Source organism: Mycolicibacter engbaekii, assembly GCF_002101585.1.
GTDB classification, from domain to species: Bacteria; Actinomycetota; Actinomycetes; order Mycobacteriales; family Mycobacteriaceae; genus Mycobacterium; species Mycobacterium engbaekii.
The window spans coordinates 36,962-51,082 of record NZ_LQOT01000035.1; the positions used below are offsets into that span (position 1 = coordinate 36,962).

Annotated in this window: 14 protein-coding genes; 10 read left to right on the plus strand and 4 right to left on the minus strand. The window is 71.4% G+C overall.

From position 1 onward, the window contains the following. Position 1: 1 nt before the first annotated feature. A complete protein-coding gene (gene acs / locus AWC02_RS10475; RefSeq protein ID WP_085128715.1) occupies positions 2 to 1,966 on the minus strand; it encodes an acetate--CoA ligase in 1,965 nt (654 codons plus the stop codon). Between the two features lie 40 nt (positions 1,967 to 2,006). Here acs and AWC02_RS10480 point away from each other — a divergent pair, with 40 nt between their 5' ends. Then, positions 2,007 to 2,753 (plus strand): oxidoreductase, encoded by a 747-nt coding sequence (locus AWC02_RS10480; protein ID WP_085128716.1) that lies wholly within the window; start codon positions 2,007 to 2,009, stop codon positions 2,751 to 2,753. A gap of 425 nt (positions 2,754 to 3,178) precedes the next feature. Here the strand turns inward: AWC02_RS10480 and AWC02_RS10490 are convergent, their stop codons facing one another. Beyond that, on the minus strand, positions 3,179 to 4,045 hold the full coding sequence (locus tag AWC02_RS10490; RefSeq protein WP_085128717.1) for an HAD-IB family hydrolase: 867 nt from the start codon (positions 4,043 to 4,045) through the stop codon (positions 3,179 to 3,181). Between the two features lie 444 nt (positions 4,046 to 4,489). Here AWC02_RS10490 and ssd point away from each other — a divergent pair, with 444 nt between their 5' ends. From ssd to AWC02_RS10525, 7 genes are all read left to right on the plus strand, one after another. Continuing rightward, entirely contained in the window at positions 4,490 to 5,557 is a 1,068-nt protein-coding gene (gene ssd / locus AWC02_RS10495; protein ID WP_419179239.1) for a septum site-determining protein Ssd, read from the plus strand. Next, positions 5,542 to 6,717, plus strand: coding sequence for a TadA family conjugal transfer-associated ATPase (locus AWC02_RS10500; protein WP_085128719.1), 1,176 nt, complete (start codon positions 5,542 to 5,544; stop codon positions 6,715 to 6,717). The genes ssd and AWC02_RS10500 overlap by 16 nt, the downstream gene beginning before the upstream one ends. Beyond that, positions 6,714 to 7,526: a type II secretion system F family protein gene (locus AWC02_RS10505; RefSeq protein WP_085128720.1), complete on the plus strand. Its 813-nt coding sequence runs from the start codon at positions 6,714 to 6,716 to the stop codon at positions 7,524 to 7,526. The genes AWC02_RS10500 and AWC02_RS10505 overlap by 4 nt, the downstream gene beginning before the upstream one ends. Continuing rightward, positions 7,523 to 8,110 carry a type II secretion system F family protein gene (locus tag AWC02_RS10510; RefSeq protein WP_109560963.1) on the plus strand — a complete coding sequence of 196 codons (588 nt, stop codon included), beginning with the start codon at positions 7,523 to 7,525 and terminating at the stop codon, positions 8,108 to 8,110. Before AWC02_RS10505 ends, AWC02_RS10510 begins: the two co-directional genes overlap by 4 nt. Before the next feature lie 97 nt (positions 8,111 to 8,207). Next, positions 8,208 to 8,375 carry a DUF4244 domain-containing protein gene (locus tag AWC02_RS10515; RefSeq protein WP_085128819.1) on the plus strand — a complete coding sequence of 56 codons (168 nt, stop codon included), beginning with the start codon at positions 8,208 to 8,210 and terminating at the stop codon, positions 8,373 to 8,375. Positions 8,376 to 8,381: 6 nt separating this feature from the next. Then, positions 8,382 to 8,729, plus strand: coding sequence for a TadE family type IV pilus minor pilin (locus AWC02_RS10520; protein ID WP_085128721.1), 348 nt, complete (start codon positions 8,382 to 8,384; stop codon positions 8,727 to 8,729). A gap of 16 nt (positions 8,730 to 8,745) precedes the next feature. After that, positions 8,746 to 9,057, plus strand: a complete 312-nt coding sequence (locus AWC02_RS10525) for an Rv3654c family TadE-like protein (protein ID WP_237160420.1) — start codon at positions 8,746 to 8,748, stop codon at positions 9,055 to 9,057. A 34-nt stretch (positions 9,058 to 9,091) separates the two neighbouring features. Here AWC02_RS10525 and AWC02_RS10530 read toward each other — a convergent pair whose 3' ends face one another. Both AWC02_RS10530 and AWC02_RS10535 read right to left on the minus strand, forming a co-directional pair. Next, positions 9,092 to 10,150, minus strand: coding sequence for a PAS domain-containing protein (locus tag AWC02_RS10530; RefSeq protein WP_085128820.1), 1,059 nt, complete (start codon positions 10,148 to 10,150; stop codon positions 9,092 to 9,094). A gap of 290 nt (positions 10,151 to 10,440) precedes the next feature. After that, positions 10,441 to 12,801 (minus strand): DEAD/DEAH box helicase, encoded by a 2,361-nt coding sequence (locus AWC02_RS10535; RefSeq protein WP_085128723.1) that lies wholly within the window; start codon positions 12,799 to 12,801, stop codon positions 10,441 to 10,443. A gap of 313 nt (positions 12,802 to 13,114) precedes the next feature. On the opposite strand from AWC02_RS10535, the gene AWC02_RS10540 reads away from it, so the two are divergent. Both AWC02_RS10540 and AWC02_RS10545 read left to right on the plus strand, forming a co-directional pair. Continuing rightward, a complete protein-coding gene (locus AWC02_RS10540) occupies positions 13,115 to 13,318 on the plus strand; it encodes a cold-shock protein (protein ID WP_003925183.1) in 204 nt (67 codons plus the stop codon). Between the two features lie 135 nt (positions 13,319 to 13,453). Further along, positions 13,454 to 14,065 (plus strand): hypothetical protein, encoded by a 612-nt coding sequence (locus AWC02_RS10545; protein ID WP_085128724.1) that lies wholly within the window; start codon positions 13,454 to 13,456, stop codon positions 14,063 to 14,065. Positions 14,066 to 14,121 lie beyond the last annotated feature (56 nt).

The window sequence follows — 14,121 nt, forward strand, 5'->3', positions numbered from 1 at the left end:
CCTAGTCGGCAGCCCGTATCGCGTCGAACACGCTGGGGTCCACCAAGGTTGAGGTATCGCCGAGTTCGCGGCCGTCGGCGATATCGCGCAGTAGGCGCCGCATGATCTTGCCGCTGCGGGTCTTGGGCAACTCCGGGACGATATGGACGTTGCGCGGCTTGGCGATCGGCGAGATCTCCACGGTGACGCGCTCGCGCAGTTCGTCGACGATCGTCCCGCCGACGTGTGTGTGGGAGGCCGCCAGCACCACGAACGCGCAGATCCGCTGACCGGTCTGCTCGTCGACGGCGCCGACCACGGCGGCCTCGGCCACCGCCTCGTGACTGACCAGTGCCGACTCCACCTCGGCGGTGGAGATGCGATGCCCGGACACGTTCATCACGTCGTCGATGCGGCCCAGCACCCAGATGTCGCCGTCGGCGTCGTAGCGGGCGCCGTCGCCGGCGAAGTACCAGCCCTGCTCGGCGAACCGCGACCAGTAGGTGTCGATGAAGCGCTGCCGGTCGCCCCAGATACCCCGGGTCATCGCCGGCCAGGGCTGGTCGATGACCAGGTATCCCGACACCGGCTCGCCGGACGCCTGATCCGGCGCCAGCTGGTCACCGTGATCGTCGACGATGCGCGCGGAGATCCCCGGCAGCGGCGTCATCGCCGCACCCGGCTTGGCCGCAGAAACCCCGGGCAGCGGGGAGATCATCGCCGCACCGGTCTCGGTCTGCCACCAGGTGTCGACCACCGGAACCGCGTCCTTGCCGATCACCCGCCGGTACCAGCGCCACGCCTCCGGGTTGATCGGCTCACCCACCGAGCCCAGCAACCGCAGACTGGACAGGTTGTGGGCGTCGGGGACCTCGTGGCCCCACTTCATGAAGGTGCGGATCAACGTCGGAGCGGTGTAATAGATTGTGACACCGTACTTTTCGATGATCTGGAAGTGCCGGTGGTGGTCTGGGAAGTCGGGGGTGCCCTCGTAGATCACCTCGGTGGCGCCGTTGGCCAGCGGTCCGTACACGGCATAGGTGTGCCCGGTGACCCAGCCGACGTCGGCGGTGCACCAGAAGACGTCGGAGGCGGCCTTGAGGTCGAAAACGTAGTGGTGGGTGTAGGCGGCCTGGGTCAGGTAACCGCCGCTGGTGTGCACGATGCCCTTCGGTTTGCCCGTGGTCCCCGACGTGTACAGCAGAAACAGCGGCTGCTCGGCGTCGAACGCCTCGGGCGTGTGCTGCGCGGCGGCCGGCTCCACCACCTCGTGCCACCACAGGTCGCGGTCGGGGTTCCAGGACACCTCGCCGCCGGTGCGCCGCACCACCAGCACGCGTTCGACGCTGGGAGCCTCAGCCACCGCCTCGTCGACGGCGGGCTTGAGCGGTGCCGGCTGGCCGCGGCGGAACTGGCCGTCGGAGGTGATGACCACCTTGGCCTGGGCGTCATCGATGCGCGACCGCAGCGCGTGCGCGGAGAACCCGGCGAACACCACGGTGTGCAGGACGCCCAACCGGGCGCACGCCAGCATCGCGACCACCGCTTCGGGGATCATCGGCAGATAGATCGCCACCCGGTCACCGGCGACCAGGCCCAGGCCGGTCAGCGCGTTGGCCGCCCGACAGACGTCGGCCTGCAGGTCGGCATAGGTGATGGTGCGGGCGTCCCCGTCGGGCTCGCCCTCCCAATGGATCGCCACCCGCTCGCCGTGGCCGGCTTCCACGTGGCGATCCACGCAGTTGTAGGCGACGTTGAGCTTGCCGTCGGCGAACCACCGGGCGAACGGGGCATCGGAGTAGTCCAGCACTTCGGTGAACGGTGTTGCCCAGCTCAACCGGTGGGCCTGCGCGGCCCAGAAGCCGAGCCGGTCGTCGTCGGCGGCGCGATACAACTCAGGACCCGCGTTGGCCTGGGCGGCGAACTCGGCCGAGGGCGGGTACGACGACGCGGATGGGGCGGGGGTGGTGTCTGAGTTGCTGCTCACCGTCAGGAGCCTAATCACCTCGCCGGTAGTGTCACAGCATGTGACCACTGAGGAGGATCCGCTGGCGCCGTTGCTCGATCTTCCGGGCGTTGCGGCGGCAAGCGAGCAGGTCCGCGACGAGTTGGCCCGCGTGCATCGGCACAAGACCAACATGCGCGGCTGGCCGGTCAGCGCCGCGGAGGCTTCCCTGCGGGCGGCACGGGCCTCGTCGGTTCTGGACGGGGGGCCCGCGGCGGTGGACGCCGACGCGACTTCCGACCCGGTGTTCGCCGGCGCGCTGCGGGTGGCCCAAGCGTTAGAAGGCGGGGAGACCGCACTGGTCGAGGTGTGGCGACGTGCTCCGCTGCAGGCGTTGGCCCGGTTGCACGTGTTGGCCGCCGCGGACTTGGTCGACGAGGAGCGGCTCGGCCGGCCGGAAGGCGGTGCGGCCGTCGGGCGCCGGCTGGAGATGCTGGCCGATCTGGCCACCGGGGGCACCTCGGTGGCCGCCCCGGTTTTCGCCGCGGTGGTGCACGGCGAACTGCTGACGCTGGCGCCGTTCGGCAGCGCCGATGGGGTGGTGGCCCGGGGCGCGGCGCGCCTGGTCACGATCGCCAGCGGCCTGGACCGCCATGGACTGGGCGTTCCGGAGGTGGCCTGGATGCGCAAGGCGCGCGACTACCGGCGCGCGGCGGAGGGTTTCGCGACCGGTTCGCGCGAGGGTGTCACCGGGTGGCTGCTGCTGTGTTGCAGCGCGATGCGCACCGGTGCACTCGATGCGCTGGAGATTGCTGAGGCGGGGCGCTAGGCGCCGGTTCCAGCGACTTGGCGGCGAACAAAGCGGGCGGCGCTCCGAAGGATTCGGCTCGCCGCCCGCTAGCACGGTACACGGTTACCAGGCGTCCAACATGGGCTGCGTGGGTGGCCTCGGCGCTCCTACGGCGTTCTTCGGCTGCAGCCCCACCCAAAGGGCTGGCATCACCGATCACGTACCGGAATTACGCAGGCCCGCAACACTTCTGCCATCTTCGCGGCTATGGCTACGCGTGGGTACCGCTTTCCGCACTCCGGAATCGGTTCGGGAGATCGATCCTTCTCTTCCGGGTCGACCCTGGCCTTACCGGCTTCCGTGGTTCCTTTGTACTACGTGATGCACGCCACAGCAAGGGGTAATGGCCGCAGCCCGTTCGCGTGTCACCGGATTGTGACCGGGGTTGTTTGCTGGCCGCTCGGTCAGGGTGCCAGCCGGCGCAACAGGGAATAGGTCAGCGCGCCGGCGGCCAGCGCGCTGATGCCGACCGCGGCGGTGGTGGCTAGTGCCGCGCCGGACGGTGCCGGGATGCGGTCCCGCAGCGACACCGGCCGAGAGAAGGTCAGCACCGGCCAGCCGTTGGCGAGCGCCTCTTTGCGCAGGGCGCGGTCGGGGTTCACCGCCGAGGGGTGGCCGACTGCCTGCAGCATCGGCAGGTCGGTGATCGAGTCCGAGTAGGCGTAGCAGTGCTCGAGCGGATAGCCCTCGCGAGCGGCCAGTTCGCGGATGGCCTGCACCTTGCCCTCGCCGTAGCAGTAGAACGCGATCTCGCCGGTGTACTTGCCGTCGGCCACGACCATCCGCGTGGCCATCGCATGGGTGGCGCCGAGCGCCCGGGCGATGGGCGCCACGATCTCCTCGCCGGAGGCCGAGACCACCACGACGTCGCGGCCGCAGAGTTTGTGGTCGGCGATCAGCTCCGCGGCCTCCGCGAAGATCAGCGGGGTGACGATGTCGTGCATGGTCTCGTTGACGATCGCCTTGACCTGTTCGACGTTCCAGCCGGTGCACATGTTGGTCAGGTGGGCGCGCATCCGCTCCATCTGATCGTGGTCGGCGCCGGACAGCAGCATCAGGAATTGCGCATAGCTCGACTTGAGAACCGTCCGACGGTTGATCAGTCCCTGGGCCATGAAGGGTTTGCTGAAGGCCAGGGCGCTGGACTTCGCGATCACCGTCTGGTCGAGGTCCAGGAAGGCCGCTGTGCGGGTTGGCCCGGGCGCCGAGGGGGCCGGGGAGGCCGGCGCCGGCGTGGGTGGTGACTGCGGCTGCGGGGTGGAGGCGGTCACCGGCTCAGCATAGGTCCGAGAGGTCGGCCGGACCGGCGCTACGCCCGAAACAGCACTTCACACGTAGTCCGACATAATGAAAACACTTTCAAAGTGATACTTGCGCCCCACCGCCCTGTCGTGTGTATAGTGGACATCACTCGGCTTATGTCGAGGGTGTATCGGCCCGACCCCCCGGGGTTGATACGCGACGACCTCCGCCTCCTCCCCCCCTGGCGGGGGTCGTCTTTTTCTCCGGCAATATGTTCGCCGGGACCCCCTCTTCGCCGACTGGAACGTGTTACAGATCCGGCTTTTCGTGCCATTTGTCCGGTTTTTCCGGAAACACTCAACCGAAGTTGTCCACAGGCGACCAATTCATCCACATGCGCCTGGGATCCGATGGCGCTGCCGGGACCCCGGGGTGACGGTGAAGCGGTGAGTTCACCCGCCGGCCTGCTGTCCCTGGTCGCCCATGCCGCCCTGCGAGAAGAGGTGGACCGGGTGGCCGCGGCGGTCGGTACGCACGTCCGCCATCTCGGCGCGGCCCTGCCGAGCCGCAGCACCTGGTCGGCTGCCGCGGCGGTCGTGCTCGACGAGGACGCTGCCGCCCGTTGCGGCAGGGCACGGCTGCCGCGCCGGCCCGGCGTCATCGTGCTCACGGCCGCCCAGCCGAGCGCGGCGTCATGGCGAACCGGCGTGGCCGTCGGCGCGCAACGGGTCCTGGCGTTGCCGGCCGAGGGCAACGAGTTGGTGGCTGCGCTGGCCGAGGCGGGTGAGTCGGCGGCTGACGGGCACGGCCGCGGTGCCGTCGTCGCGGTGATCGGAGCATGCGGAGGAGCAGGCGCCTCGCTGCTGGCCACGGCGTTGGCGCAGCGCGCCGGCGCTGCGCTGTTGATCGATGTGGACACCTGCGGCGCCGGCATCGACCTGCTGGCAGGTACCGAGAACGCCGCCGGCCTGCGCTGGACTGACTTGGCTCAGCACAGCGGGCGACTGACCTGGCCGGCATTGCGCGCAGCGCTACCTCGCCGGCACGAAGTCAGTGTGTTGTCGGGCCCGGGCCGCGGCCACCGCGCCCAGCAAGAGCCGGACGCCGAATCCGGCGCCCTGGACGCCGTCATCGATGCGGGCCGTCGCGGTGGGGTCACCGTCATCTGCGATCTGCCCCGGGCGCTGGCCGAACCCACCGAGACCGCCCTGAGCCTCGCCGACCTTGTCGCGGTGGTCAGCCCGTGCGACGTGCGGGCGTGCGCGGCCGGCGCGGCGATCGCACCCCGGCTGCGGGCGCTGAACCCCAACGTCGGCGTGGTGGTGCGCGGCCCGGCGCCCGGCGGCCTCAGGGCCGGCGACGTGGCCCAGATCCTCGGACTGCCCCTGTTGGCCGCGATGCGGGCCGAGCCACGCCTTGCCGAGCGGCTCGAGCACGCCGGTCTGCGGTTGCAGCGTCGCTCCGCGCTGGCGGTGGCCGCCGGCCGGGTTCTGGAAGCGCTTCCGCAGCGCAGGGACGTGGTTCCGTGCCGGACTCGCTGATAGACCGCGTCCGCGAACGGCTGGCCGCCGAGGCCGGAGAGCCCTCGGCGTTGCGTCCCCAGGCGGTCGCCGCTGCGCTGCGGGCCGAGTCCGGCGGCGTGCTCGGCGACACCGAGATGCTGGCCAGCCTGCGGATACTGCAGACCGAGCTGACCGGAGCCGGGGTGCTTGAACCGCTGCTGTGTGCGGCGGGAACCACCGACGTGCTGGTCACCGCACCCGATGCGGTGTGGGTCGACGACGGCGCGGGCTTGCGGCGCACCGAGATCCGGTTTCCCGACGAAGCGGCGGTGCGCCGGCTGGCTCAACGCCTGGCGGTGGCCGCCGGGCGCCGGCTCGACGACGCCCAGCCGTGGGTCGACGGGCAGCTGCGCGGCATCGGCACCGGCGAGTTCGCCGTGCGCCTGCACGCGATCCTGCCGCCCCTCTCCGCCGGCGGCACGTGCCTTTCCCTGCGGGTGCTGCGGCCGGCCACCCAGAACCTCGCCGCGTTGATCGCCGCGGGTGCTATCGCGCCGGCCGCGGCGGCCCTGCTCGCCGACATCATCGCCGGCCGCTTGGCGTTCCTGATCTCCGGCGGCACCGGCGCCGGGAAAACCACGATGTTGGCCGCCCTGCTCGGGGCGGTAGACGAGCGGGAGCGGCTGGTCTGCGTCGAGGACGCACCCGAACTGCTGCCCCGGCATCCGCATCTGGTCAGGCTGGTGGCGCGCGCGCCGAACGTCGAAGGCATCGGCGAGGTGGGGCTGCGCGAACTGGTCCGGCAGGCGCTGAGGATGCGGCCGGACCGGTTGGTGGTCGGCGAGGTTCGCGGTGCCGAAGTGGTCGACCTGCTCGCCGCCTTGAACACCGGCCACGAAGGCGGGGCCGGAACAGTGCACGCCAACCGTCCCAGCGACGTGCCCGCCCGGCTGGAAGCCCTCGCCGCCCTGGGCGGCCTGGACCGGCCGGGCCTGCACAGCCAGCTGGCGGCAGCCATCCACGTGGTGGTGCACGTCGCGCGCGGCAGCGACGGCCAGCGGCGCCTCACCGACATCGCGATGCTGCGGCGCAATCCAGCCGGCCTGGTGCAGGCCGAACCGGTGTGGGAGGCCGACCGTGGGCTGACCGGCCACGTCACCGAATTTCGTGCTTTGCTGCGCGATCGGCGCGCCGCATGAGCGGCCCGGCGGCCGCCGCACTTGCGCTGGCCGCGGCGGCACTGCTCGGTGTTTCGCCGCGCCGCCGCCTCGCGGCGACCGTCCGCCCCGGCGGCCGGCTCGCTGAGACGGCCGGCCGCTGGAGCGTGCTCGGGGTGGCCACCGGCGCCGCGGTGGCGACCACGCTGGTCCTGCCGCCCTGCGCATGGCTGGCCGGAGCCGTGTTCGGAATCACCGCCGCCGTGCGCCGGCACCGCCGCCTGCGGCGCCGCCGAGCCAGGGCGGAGTCATGCGCCCTGGAAAGCGCGCTCGATGCCCTGGTGGGTGAGTTGCGCGTGGGAGCGCATCCGGTGCGGGCCTTCGCCGTCGGCGCCGCGGAAGCCGGCCACGGTGGGGTGGCCGCGGGTCTGGGCGGCGTCGCGGCCAGGGCCCGGTTGGGCGCCGACGTCGCGACCGGCCTGCGCGATGCCGCCGCAGCCTCGGCGCTGCCCGCACAGTGGGAACGCCTCGCCGTGTATTGGCAACTCGGCGAACGGCACGGCCTGGCGATCGCGGCCCTGATGCAAGCCGCCCAACGCGACATCACCGCCCGGCACAGGTTCTCGGCGCGGGCCGAAGCCGGTATGGCCGGGGCCCGCGCCTCGGCGGCGCTCTTGGCCGGCCTGCCGGTGCTCGGGGTGGTGCTGGGCCAACTGATCGGAGCCCGGCCGATCGGATTTCTGCTGGGCGCCGGCGGCGGCACGCTCATGCTCATCGGGGTGAGCCTGGTCTGCGCCGGGCTGTTGTGGTCTGACCGGATCACCTCAGGCGCCGGCGGTGCCGGCGCATGACCACGGCCGCGCTGCTGCTGGCGGCGGCAGTGCTCGCCGCCGCCGGCCCGCAGACAGCCCGGTCGCGTGTCACGCCCCGCCCGGGCAGCGGCCGGCCGGCCCCTCGGGGCCCGGGGGTTGACGCGCTGGCGCTCGCCGCGGACATGGACGTGTTCGCCCTGTGTCTGACCGCGGGCATGTCGGTGTCCGGTGCGGCGGCAGCCACCGCGGCGCACGCGCCGCCGCCGTTGGCGCAGGCTTTGCGCCGCGGCGCGGATCTGCTGGCGTTGGGTGCCGAACCGCGCCTTGCCTGGTCGGCGCCGGGCGGTCCGGCCGGCGCGGCAATCGACCCGGTCACCGCGGCGGTGCTGCGCCTGGCCCGCCGGTCGGGGTCATCGGGTACCGCGCTGGCCGCCGGGCTCGGCCAACTCGCCGCGCAGTGCCGAGCCGAGGCCGCCGACAAGGCCACCGCCGCCGCGGAGCGAGCCGCGGTGCTGATTGCCGGGCCACTCGGGTTGTGCTTCCTGCCCGCGTTCGTGTGCCTGGGCATCGTGCCGGTGGTGGCCGGCCTGGCCGGCGACGTACTGCGGTCGGGCCTGCTGTGACGGCCACCGCGACAGTGCAGAGGAAACCGATGAAGGAGGATCTGTGAGAACACCGGTAGTGCAGGCACGCAACAGGTTCCGCGTCATCGCGCTGAGGATGGCGCTGCTGGCGTGCGACGAATCCGGGATGTCCACGGTGGAGTACGCGATCGGGACGATCGCCGCCGCGGCGTTCGGCGCGATCCTTTACGCCGTGGTGACCGGCGATTCGATCGTATCGGCACTGAGCCGTGTCATCGGGCGTGCGCTGAACACCAAGGTCTGAAGGACCGTGACCGGCCGTGCGCGCCTTGGGCGGGACACCGGCGCCAGCACCGTCGAGGCGGCGTTCGCGCTGGCGGCCCTGGTTTCGGTGCTGGTGCTGTGCCTGGCCGGGATCAGCGCGGTGTCGGCCCAGGTGCGGTGCATCGACGCGGCGCGGGAAGCCGCCCGGCTGGCGGCCCGCGGCGACGCACCGGCGGCCACCGCGCTGGCGCGGCAGATCGCTCCGGCTGGCGCGACGATCCGGCTGCGCACCGAGGGCGACGTGGTGGTCGCGATGGTCACCGCGCGACCGGTTCTGTTGCCGGGCTTGGCGATCAATGCCAAGGCGATCTCGGTGGCCGAGCCGGTGGGGTGAGGCCGGCGGGGCTACCGTGGCCGCCGCTGCCATGGTCGCGGTGCTGCTCAGCCTCACCGGCGGCGGCTTGGCGCTCGGCTGCGCGGTGATCGCCCGGCATCAGGCGCAGGCCATCGCCGACCTGGCCGCGCTGGCCGGTGCGGCATCGGCTCCCGCCGGGCCCGCGAGAGCCTGTGCGCAGGCCGGCGCGCTGGCCAGGCGGATGCACGCCACCGAGATCAGCTGCACCACAGACGGACTCGATGTGGTGGTCGCCATCGCGATACCGGTTCCCGGGTGGCACCTCGGGTCCGCCCGGGCCTCGGCCCGCGCGGGGCCGCCCGGCTGAGGGGCCACGGCGGTCGCCGGTGCGGGCGCGACCGCTAGGGCGCATCGAGCGCGTAACGCGCCCCGGAGCTTTCCGCATCGCCGTGCCCCGCCTCGGCGAGCTCGGCGGCGGTGGGTAGGCGCAGTGCGATCAGCCCGGCAACCGTGTCCTCCTCGAGCTCCACCCGGTTGACGGTGACATGGACCGGCGCCCAGCCCCCGTCCGCCTGGCGCAGGCGCAACACTCCGCTCGCCGGGGACTGGGTCCGGGCCAGCGTGCTTTCCATGCGGGAGATCTGCGCGTGGTCATCGGGGTGAACCCGCGGCACGCCCGCGGGGCTGCGCCAGTCGTAGAACGGGCACGGGTCGTCCAGCCACTTCAGCAACCGCCGGTTGGACAGATCCACCATGGCCCGGTGCACGCCCGGCTGCGCCAGGGCGCGCAGAATCTGTTGCGCCAGGAAGTCCGGGCGCTGCACCGAGCCGTCGAACTGGGCCCGCCAGTTCATTCCGCGTGTCACCAGATGCTCACGCCCGCCGACGGTTTCGTGTGCGGTGCGAACCACGAATCCCACCCGGATCGAGTCGCCGTGAAAATCGGTGACATCCCAACTGCTGCAGATGGTCTGGCCGGGCTCGGCGCGGATCGCCAACGCCAGCACCTTGTTCTCGTTGGGGCTGAACTCGCGAGTGGGCAGTTCCTCGACGAAGGCCCGGTCCTGGGTGGCCTCCACGTCCGGGTCCTTGCCGCTGTTGGCCAGGGATTCGCGGGTGTCGGTGGCCACGCCCAGGGTCAGGTCCCACTTCAAGGGACCGGGGATGGGCCGCTCGGGCGGTTCGGTGTCGGCCGGCCCAGCCCACACGTGGATGCCGTGCACGCGGCCGTCGGACATCACCACCGGTTCGGTGCGGATGACCCGATCGCGCCGCGGTGTGATGCTGGCCAGGCTCTGCCCGCTGCGCGCCGATTCGGCGATCGCGGCCTGGATCGCCGCCAGGTGAGGGCTGCGTCGCAGGAACTGGGTGAGCGGCACCAGGTTCTTGAGCTGGCGACCCTGCGCGACGACTGCCGGTTCACTACCGAGCGTCTCCACCAGCAGCCAATCGCGCGTCATGATCGGAAATAGTACGACCATCATGGCTCTACCTGCACTATTAGCGGACCATCTTCCTACGCCTGCGTAAATGTCGCACCGTCGGCCGGTCGGCTGAGTTGCGCAGCTTCCGGTGTAGGCGGTAACTTACGAGCGCATCCGGTCATCTGCCGGATTGGGAGCGGATCGCTTTTCTCGACCGTTCGTCCTACTGTCCCGCTTGTTCTTGCGTGGTGACGCCTCTGCGGCGCCACTGTCGCGGTGAGGGCTCGGGGGAGTCGGCCGTTCGGGGGGTCGGCCGACTCCCGGAGTCACCCGGCGGCGCCGTCGAGCGCGCCCAGCACCAGGCGCAGCACGCGTACCGCGCCGTCCTTGTCCAAGGGGTCGTTTCCGTTGCCGCACTTGGGCGATTGCACGCACGAAGGACAACCATGCGGGCATTCGCAGGATTCAATGGCCTCTGCGGTGGCGGTCAGCCAACTCGCCGCGGCGCGGAATCCCCGCTCGGCGAAGCCCGCGCCGCCCGGATGGCCGTCGTAGACGAAGACGCTGGGCAGGCTGCCCAGCGCGTCGGGTCCCAGCGCGGTGGACAGTCCGCCGATGTCGCCGCGGTCGCAGCTGGCCACCAGCGGCAGCAGTCCGATGGCGGCATGTTCGGCGGCGTGCAACGCCCCGGGGATGGCGTTCTCGGCGACTCCGCAGGCGGCCAACGCCTCGGGGGTGATGGTGTAGGCCACCGCCATGGTCGGCAGCGTCGCCGGGGGCACGTCCAGGTCGATGAAGTCCAGCACTTCCCCGGTCGGTAGCCGCCGGAGATATCCGACGATCTGCCGGGTCACCGTCACCGGCAGCAGGCCGAGACTGACCGGCCCGAACCAGGCGCGTTCGCCGTCGCCGGTCACGGCGATGTCGGTGATCTCGCGGGCAAAGGTGGCGTAACCGGGGTCCTCGGCGTGCACGAACGCGATCTGCCGCTCGGTGTCGAGTGAATCGACCAGATAACTCTCGCCCTGATGCAAATACACCGCGCCGGTATGCACCGTCGCGGGCGCCTGCCCGGCGTCGACGCCGCCCAGCAGCCGACCGGTGTCGGCCTCCACGATCGCGACCTGGCCACCGGCCGACCCGCGGATCTCCACCGCGGCATGCGGCTCGAGCCCGGGGGCGGGGAAGTAGCGGTCGGATCGCCGCCGCAGCAACCCGTCGGCCACCAGGGCGTCGGCCACCTGCTCTGCCCCCAGCCGGGCCACTTCGCCGGCCGTCAGCGGCAATTCGGCGGCAGCGCACAGCAGCTGCGGACCCAGCACATACGGGTTGGCCGGATCGATCACCACCTGCTCGATGGGCCGGCCCAGCAGCGCCTCGGGGTGGTGCACCAGATAGGTGTCCAGGGGGTCGTCGCGAGCGACCAGCACGATCAGCGCCGTCTGACCCCGCCGGCCCGATCGGCCGGCCTGCTGCCAGAACGACGTCACGGTGCCCGGAAAGCCGGCGATCACCACCGCGTCCAACCCCGCGATGTCCACCCCGAGCTCCAAGGCATTGGTGGTGGCCAGGCCGTACAACTGACCGTCGGCCAGCGCGCGCTCCAGGGCGCGGCGATCCTCGGCCAGGTACCCCGCGCGGTAAGAGGCGACCTTGCCGGCCAGCGCCGGGGCAATCGACTCCAGCCGGGTGCGCGCCGCGAGTGCGGTCAGCTCCGCGCCCCGCCGCGACCGCACGAAGGTCAGGGTGCGGGCCCCCTCGGCGATCAGGTCGGCCATCACACGGGCTGCCTCGGTACTGGCGGCGCGGCGCACCGGCGCGCCGTTCTCGCCGGTCAGATCGGTGCGCAGGGCCGGCTCCCACAGGGCCACCGTCCGGGCCCCGTGCGGCGAACCGTCCTCGGTGACCTCGGCGACGGGTTGTCCGATCAGCGCGGACGCGCTGGCGCCCGGAGACGCCGTGGTGGCACTGGCGAAGATCACCGTCGGGCCCGCGGGCACCGCGGCCCCCGGCGGGGCGTACCGCTCACACAGGCGCAGCAGCCGTCGCAGCACCATCGCCACGTGGGACCCGAAGATCCCCCGGTAGTAGTGGCATTCGTCGACGATCACGAACCGCAGCCCACGCAGGAACGCTGCCCAGCGAGTGTGGTTGCGCAGCAGAGACAGATGGATCATGTCCGGATTGGAGAACACCCAGCGGGACCGCTCGCGGGCGAACCGGCGGATCTCGGCGGCGCTGTCGCCGTCGTAGGCCACCGGTGCCACGTCTGCGCCCGCACCGCACAGGCGCGGAATCGCCGCGGTCAGTGCGTGCGCCGTGCGCAGCTGATCGTGGCCCAGCGCCTTGGTCGGTGACAGGTAGAGCGCCCGGGCGCGGGGATCGGCCGCCAGGGCCTGCAGCACCGGCAGCTGATAGGCAAGGGATTTCCCCGACGCGGTGCCGGTGCTGATCACCACATGACGGCCGGCGTGTGCCAGTTCGGCGGCCGCCGACTGGTGCGACCACAGGGCCTCGATCCCGCGCTCGGCGAAGGCGGCGATCACATCGGGATCGGCCCAGTCCGGCCAGCCGCATCCCCGGCCTGACGACGCCGGCAGGTTGGCGACGTGACGCAGCGGTTCTTCTCCCGCCTCGACCCCGGCGAGCGCGGCGGCCAGCAATTCACCGCCGAAATTCGCCGTCATATGTCGCTTCCTCCATTGTCCGCTGCCAAAGCCCGCCGCCGTATTGTTCACCCTTCGGCCGAGATTTCGGCACCGCAGTCTGTCCTCAGGGCGACGAACGTGGTTGACTGATGGACGGTCGTAGCTTCTGTGTTCGTGTTAAGCCTTCGCAGGATCTGTGGTTGCGGCCGCAGTGCCCGCGGGGGAACGTCGGTGGCAGCACCGACCGACCGCCAGGGTAGGGCGGTCGGAACAGGCCCGGGGCAGCGAAAATCGGTGCCCCGAACAACGGTGTGCACTGCACCGGGCAAGAAGAGTAAGGAAAGATCGACAAATGCCACAGGGAACTGTGAAGTGGTTCAACGCAGAGAAGGGCTTCGGCTTCATCGCGCCCGAGGACGGGTCGGCGGACGTGTTTGTCCACTACACGGAAATCCAAGGGTCCGGCTTTCGCACCCTCGAGGAAAACCAGCGGGTGGAGTTCGAGGTCGGACAGAGCCCTAAGGGCCCCCAGGCCACGGGCGTCCGCTCCATCTAAGCCACTGGATTCGACGACACCCCCCGGGCAGCTCCCGCGAACGGAGCACCGCCGGGGGGTTTCGTTTCGGGCGGGTCGGGCCGAAAGGCCCGACCCGGAGGCCGCCGGACGGTGGACCGGCTTACTGTCGGTGACGTGAGCCAGCTTTCCTTCTTCTCGGCCGAGTCGGTGCCGCCCAGCGTCGCCGACCTCACCGGGGTGCTGGCTGGTCCGGGACAGATCGTCGTGTCCGGGGACGGCGCGCGGGTCTCGGTTGTGGTCGACGCTCAATGGCGAGCCGCGGCCCTGGCCGAGTTGATCGAGGAGGCCGGTCTACGGCCCGAAGTCACCCGCACCGACGAAGACACCCCGCTGGTGCGCACGGCGGTCGACCCGAGGCTGCGTGTTCTGGCTTCGGCGTGGACCCGCGGGGCGGTCAAGACCGTTCCGCCGCAATGGCTGCCGGGTCCGCGTGAATTGCGGGCGTGGACGCTGGCGGCGGGAACCGCGGAAGGTGACCGGTACCTGCTCGGGCTCGACCCGCATGCGCCGGACACCTTCGCGCCGTTGGCCTCGGCCCTGATGCGGGCTGGGATCGCGCCCACGCTGATCGGCAGTCGTGGGGGCCGCCCGGCGTTGCGGATAACCGGCCGGCGCCGGTTGATGCGACTGGTCGAAAACGTCGGGGAATCGCCCCCAGGCCCCGACGCGTTGGGTCAGTGGCCGCGTGTCGGAGCCACGATCCCGGGCCACGCGGACGGGTTTTGAGAGAATGCACTGCTGAGCGCCAGTTTGCATCGGCACGGGAGTGAGTGCGAGATTGT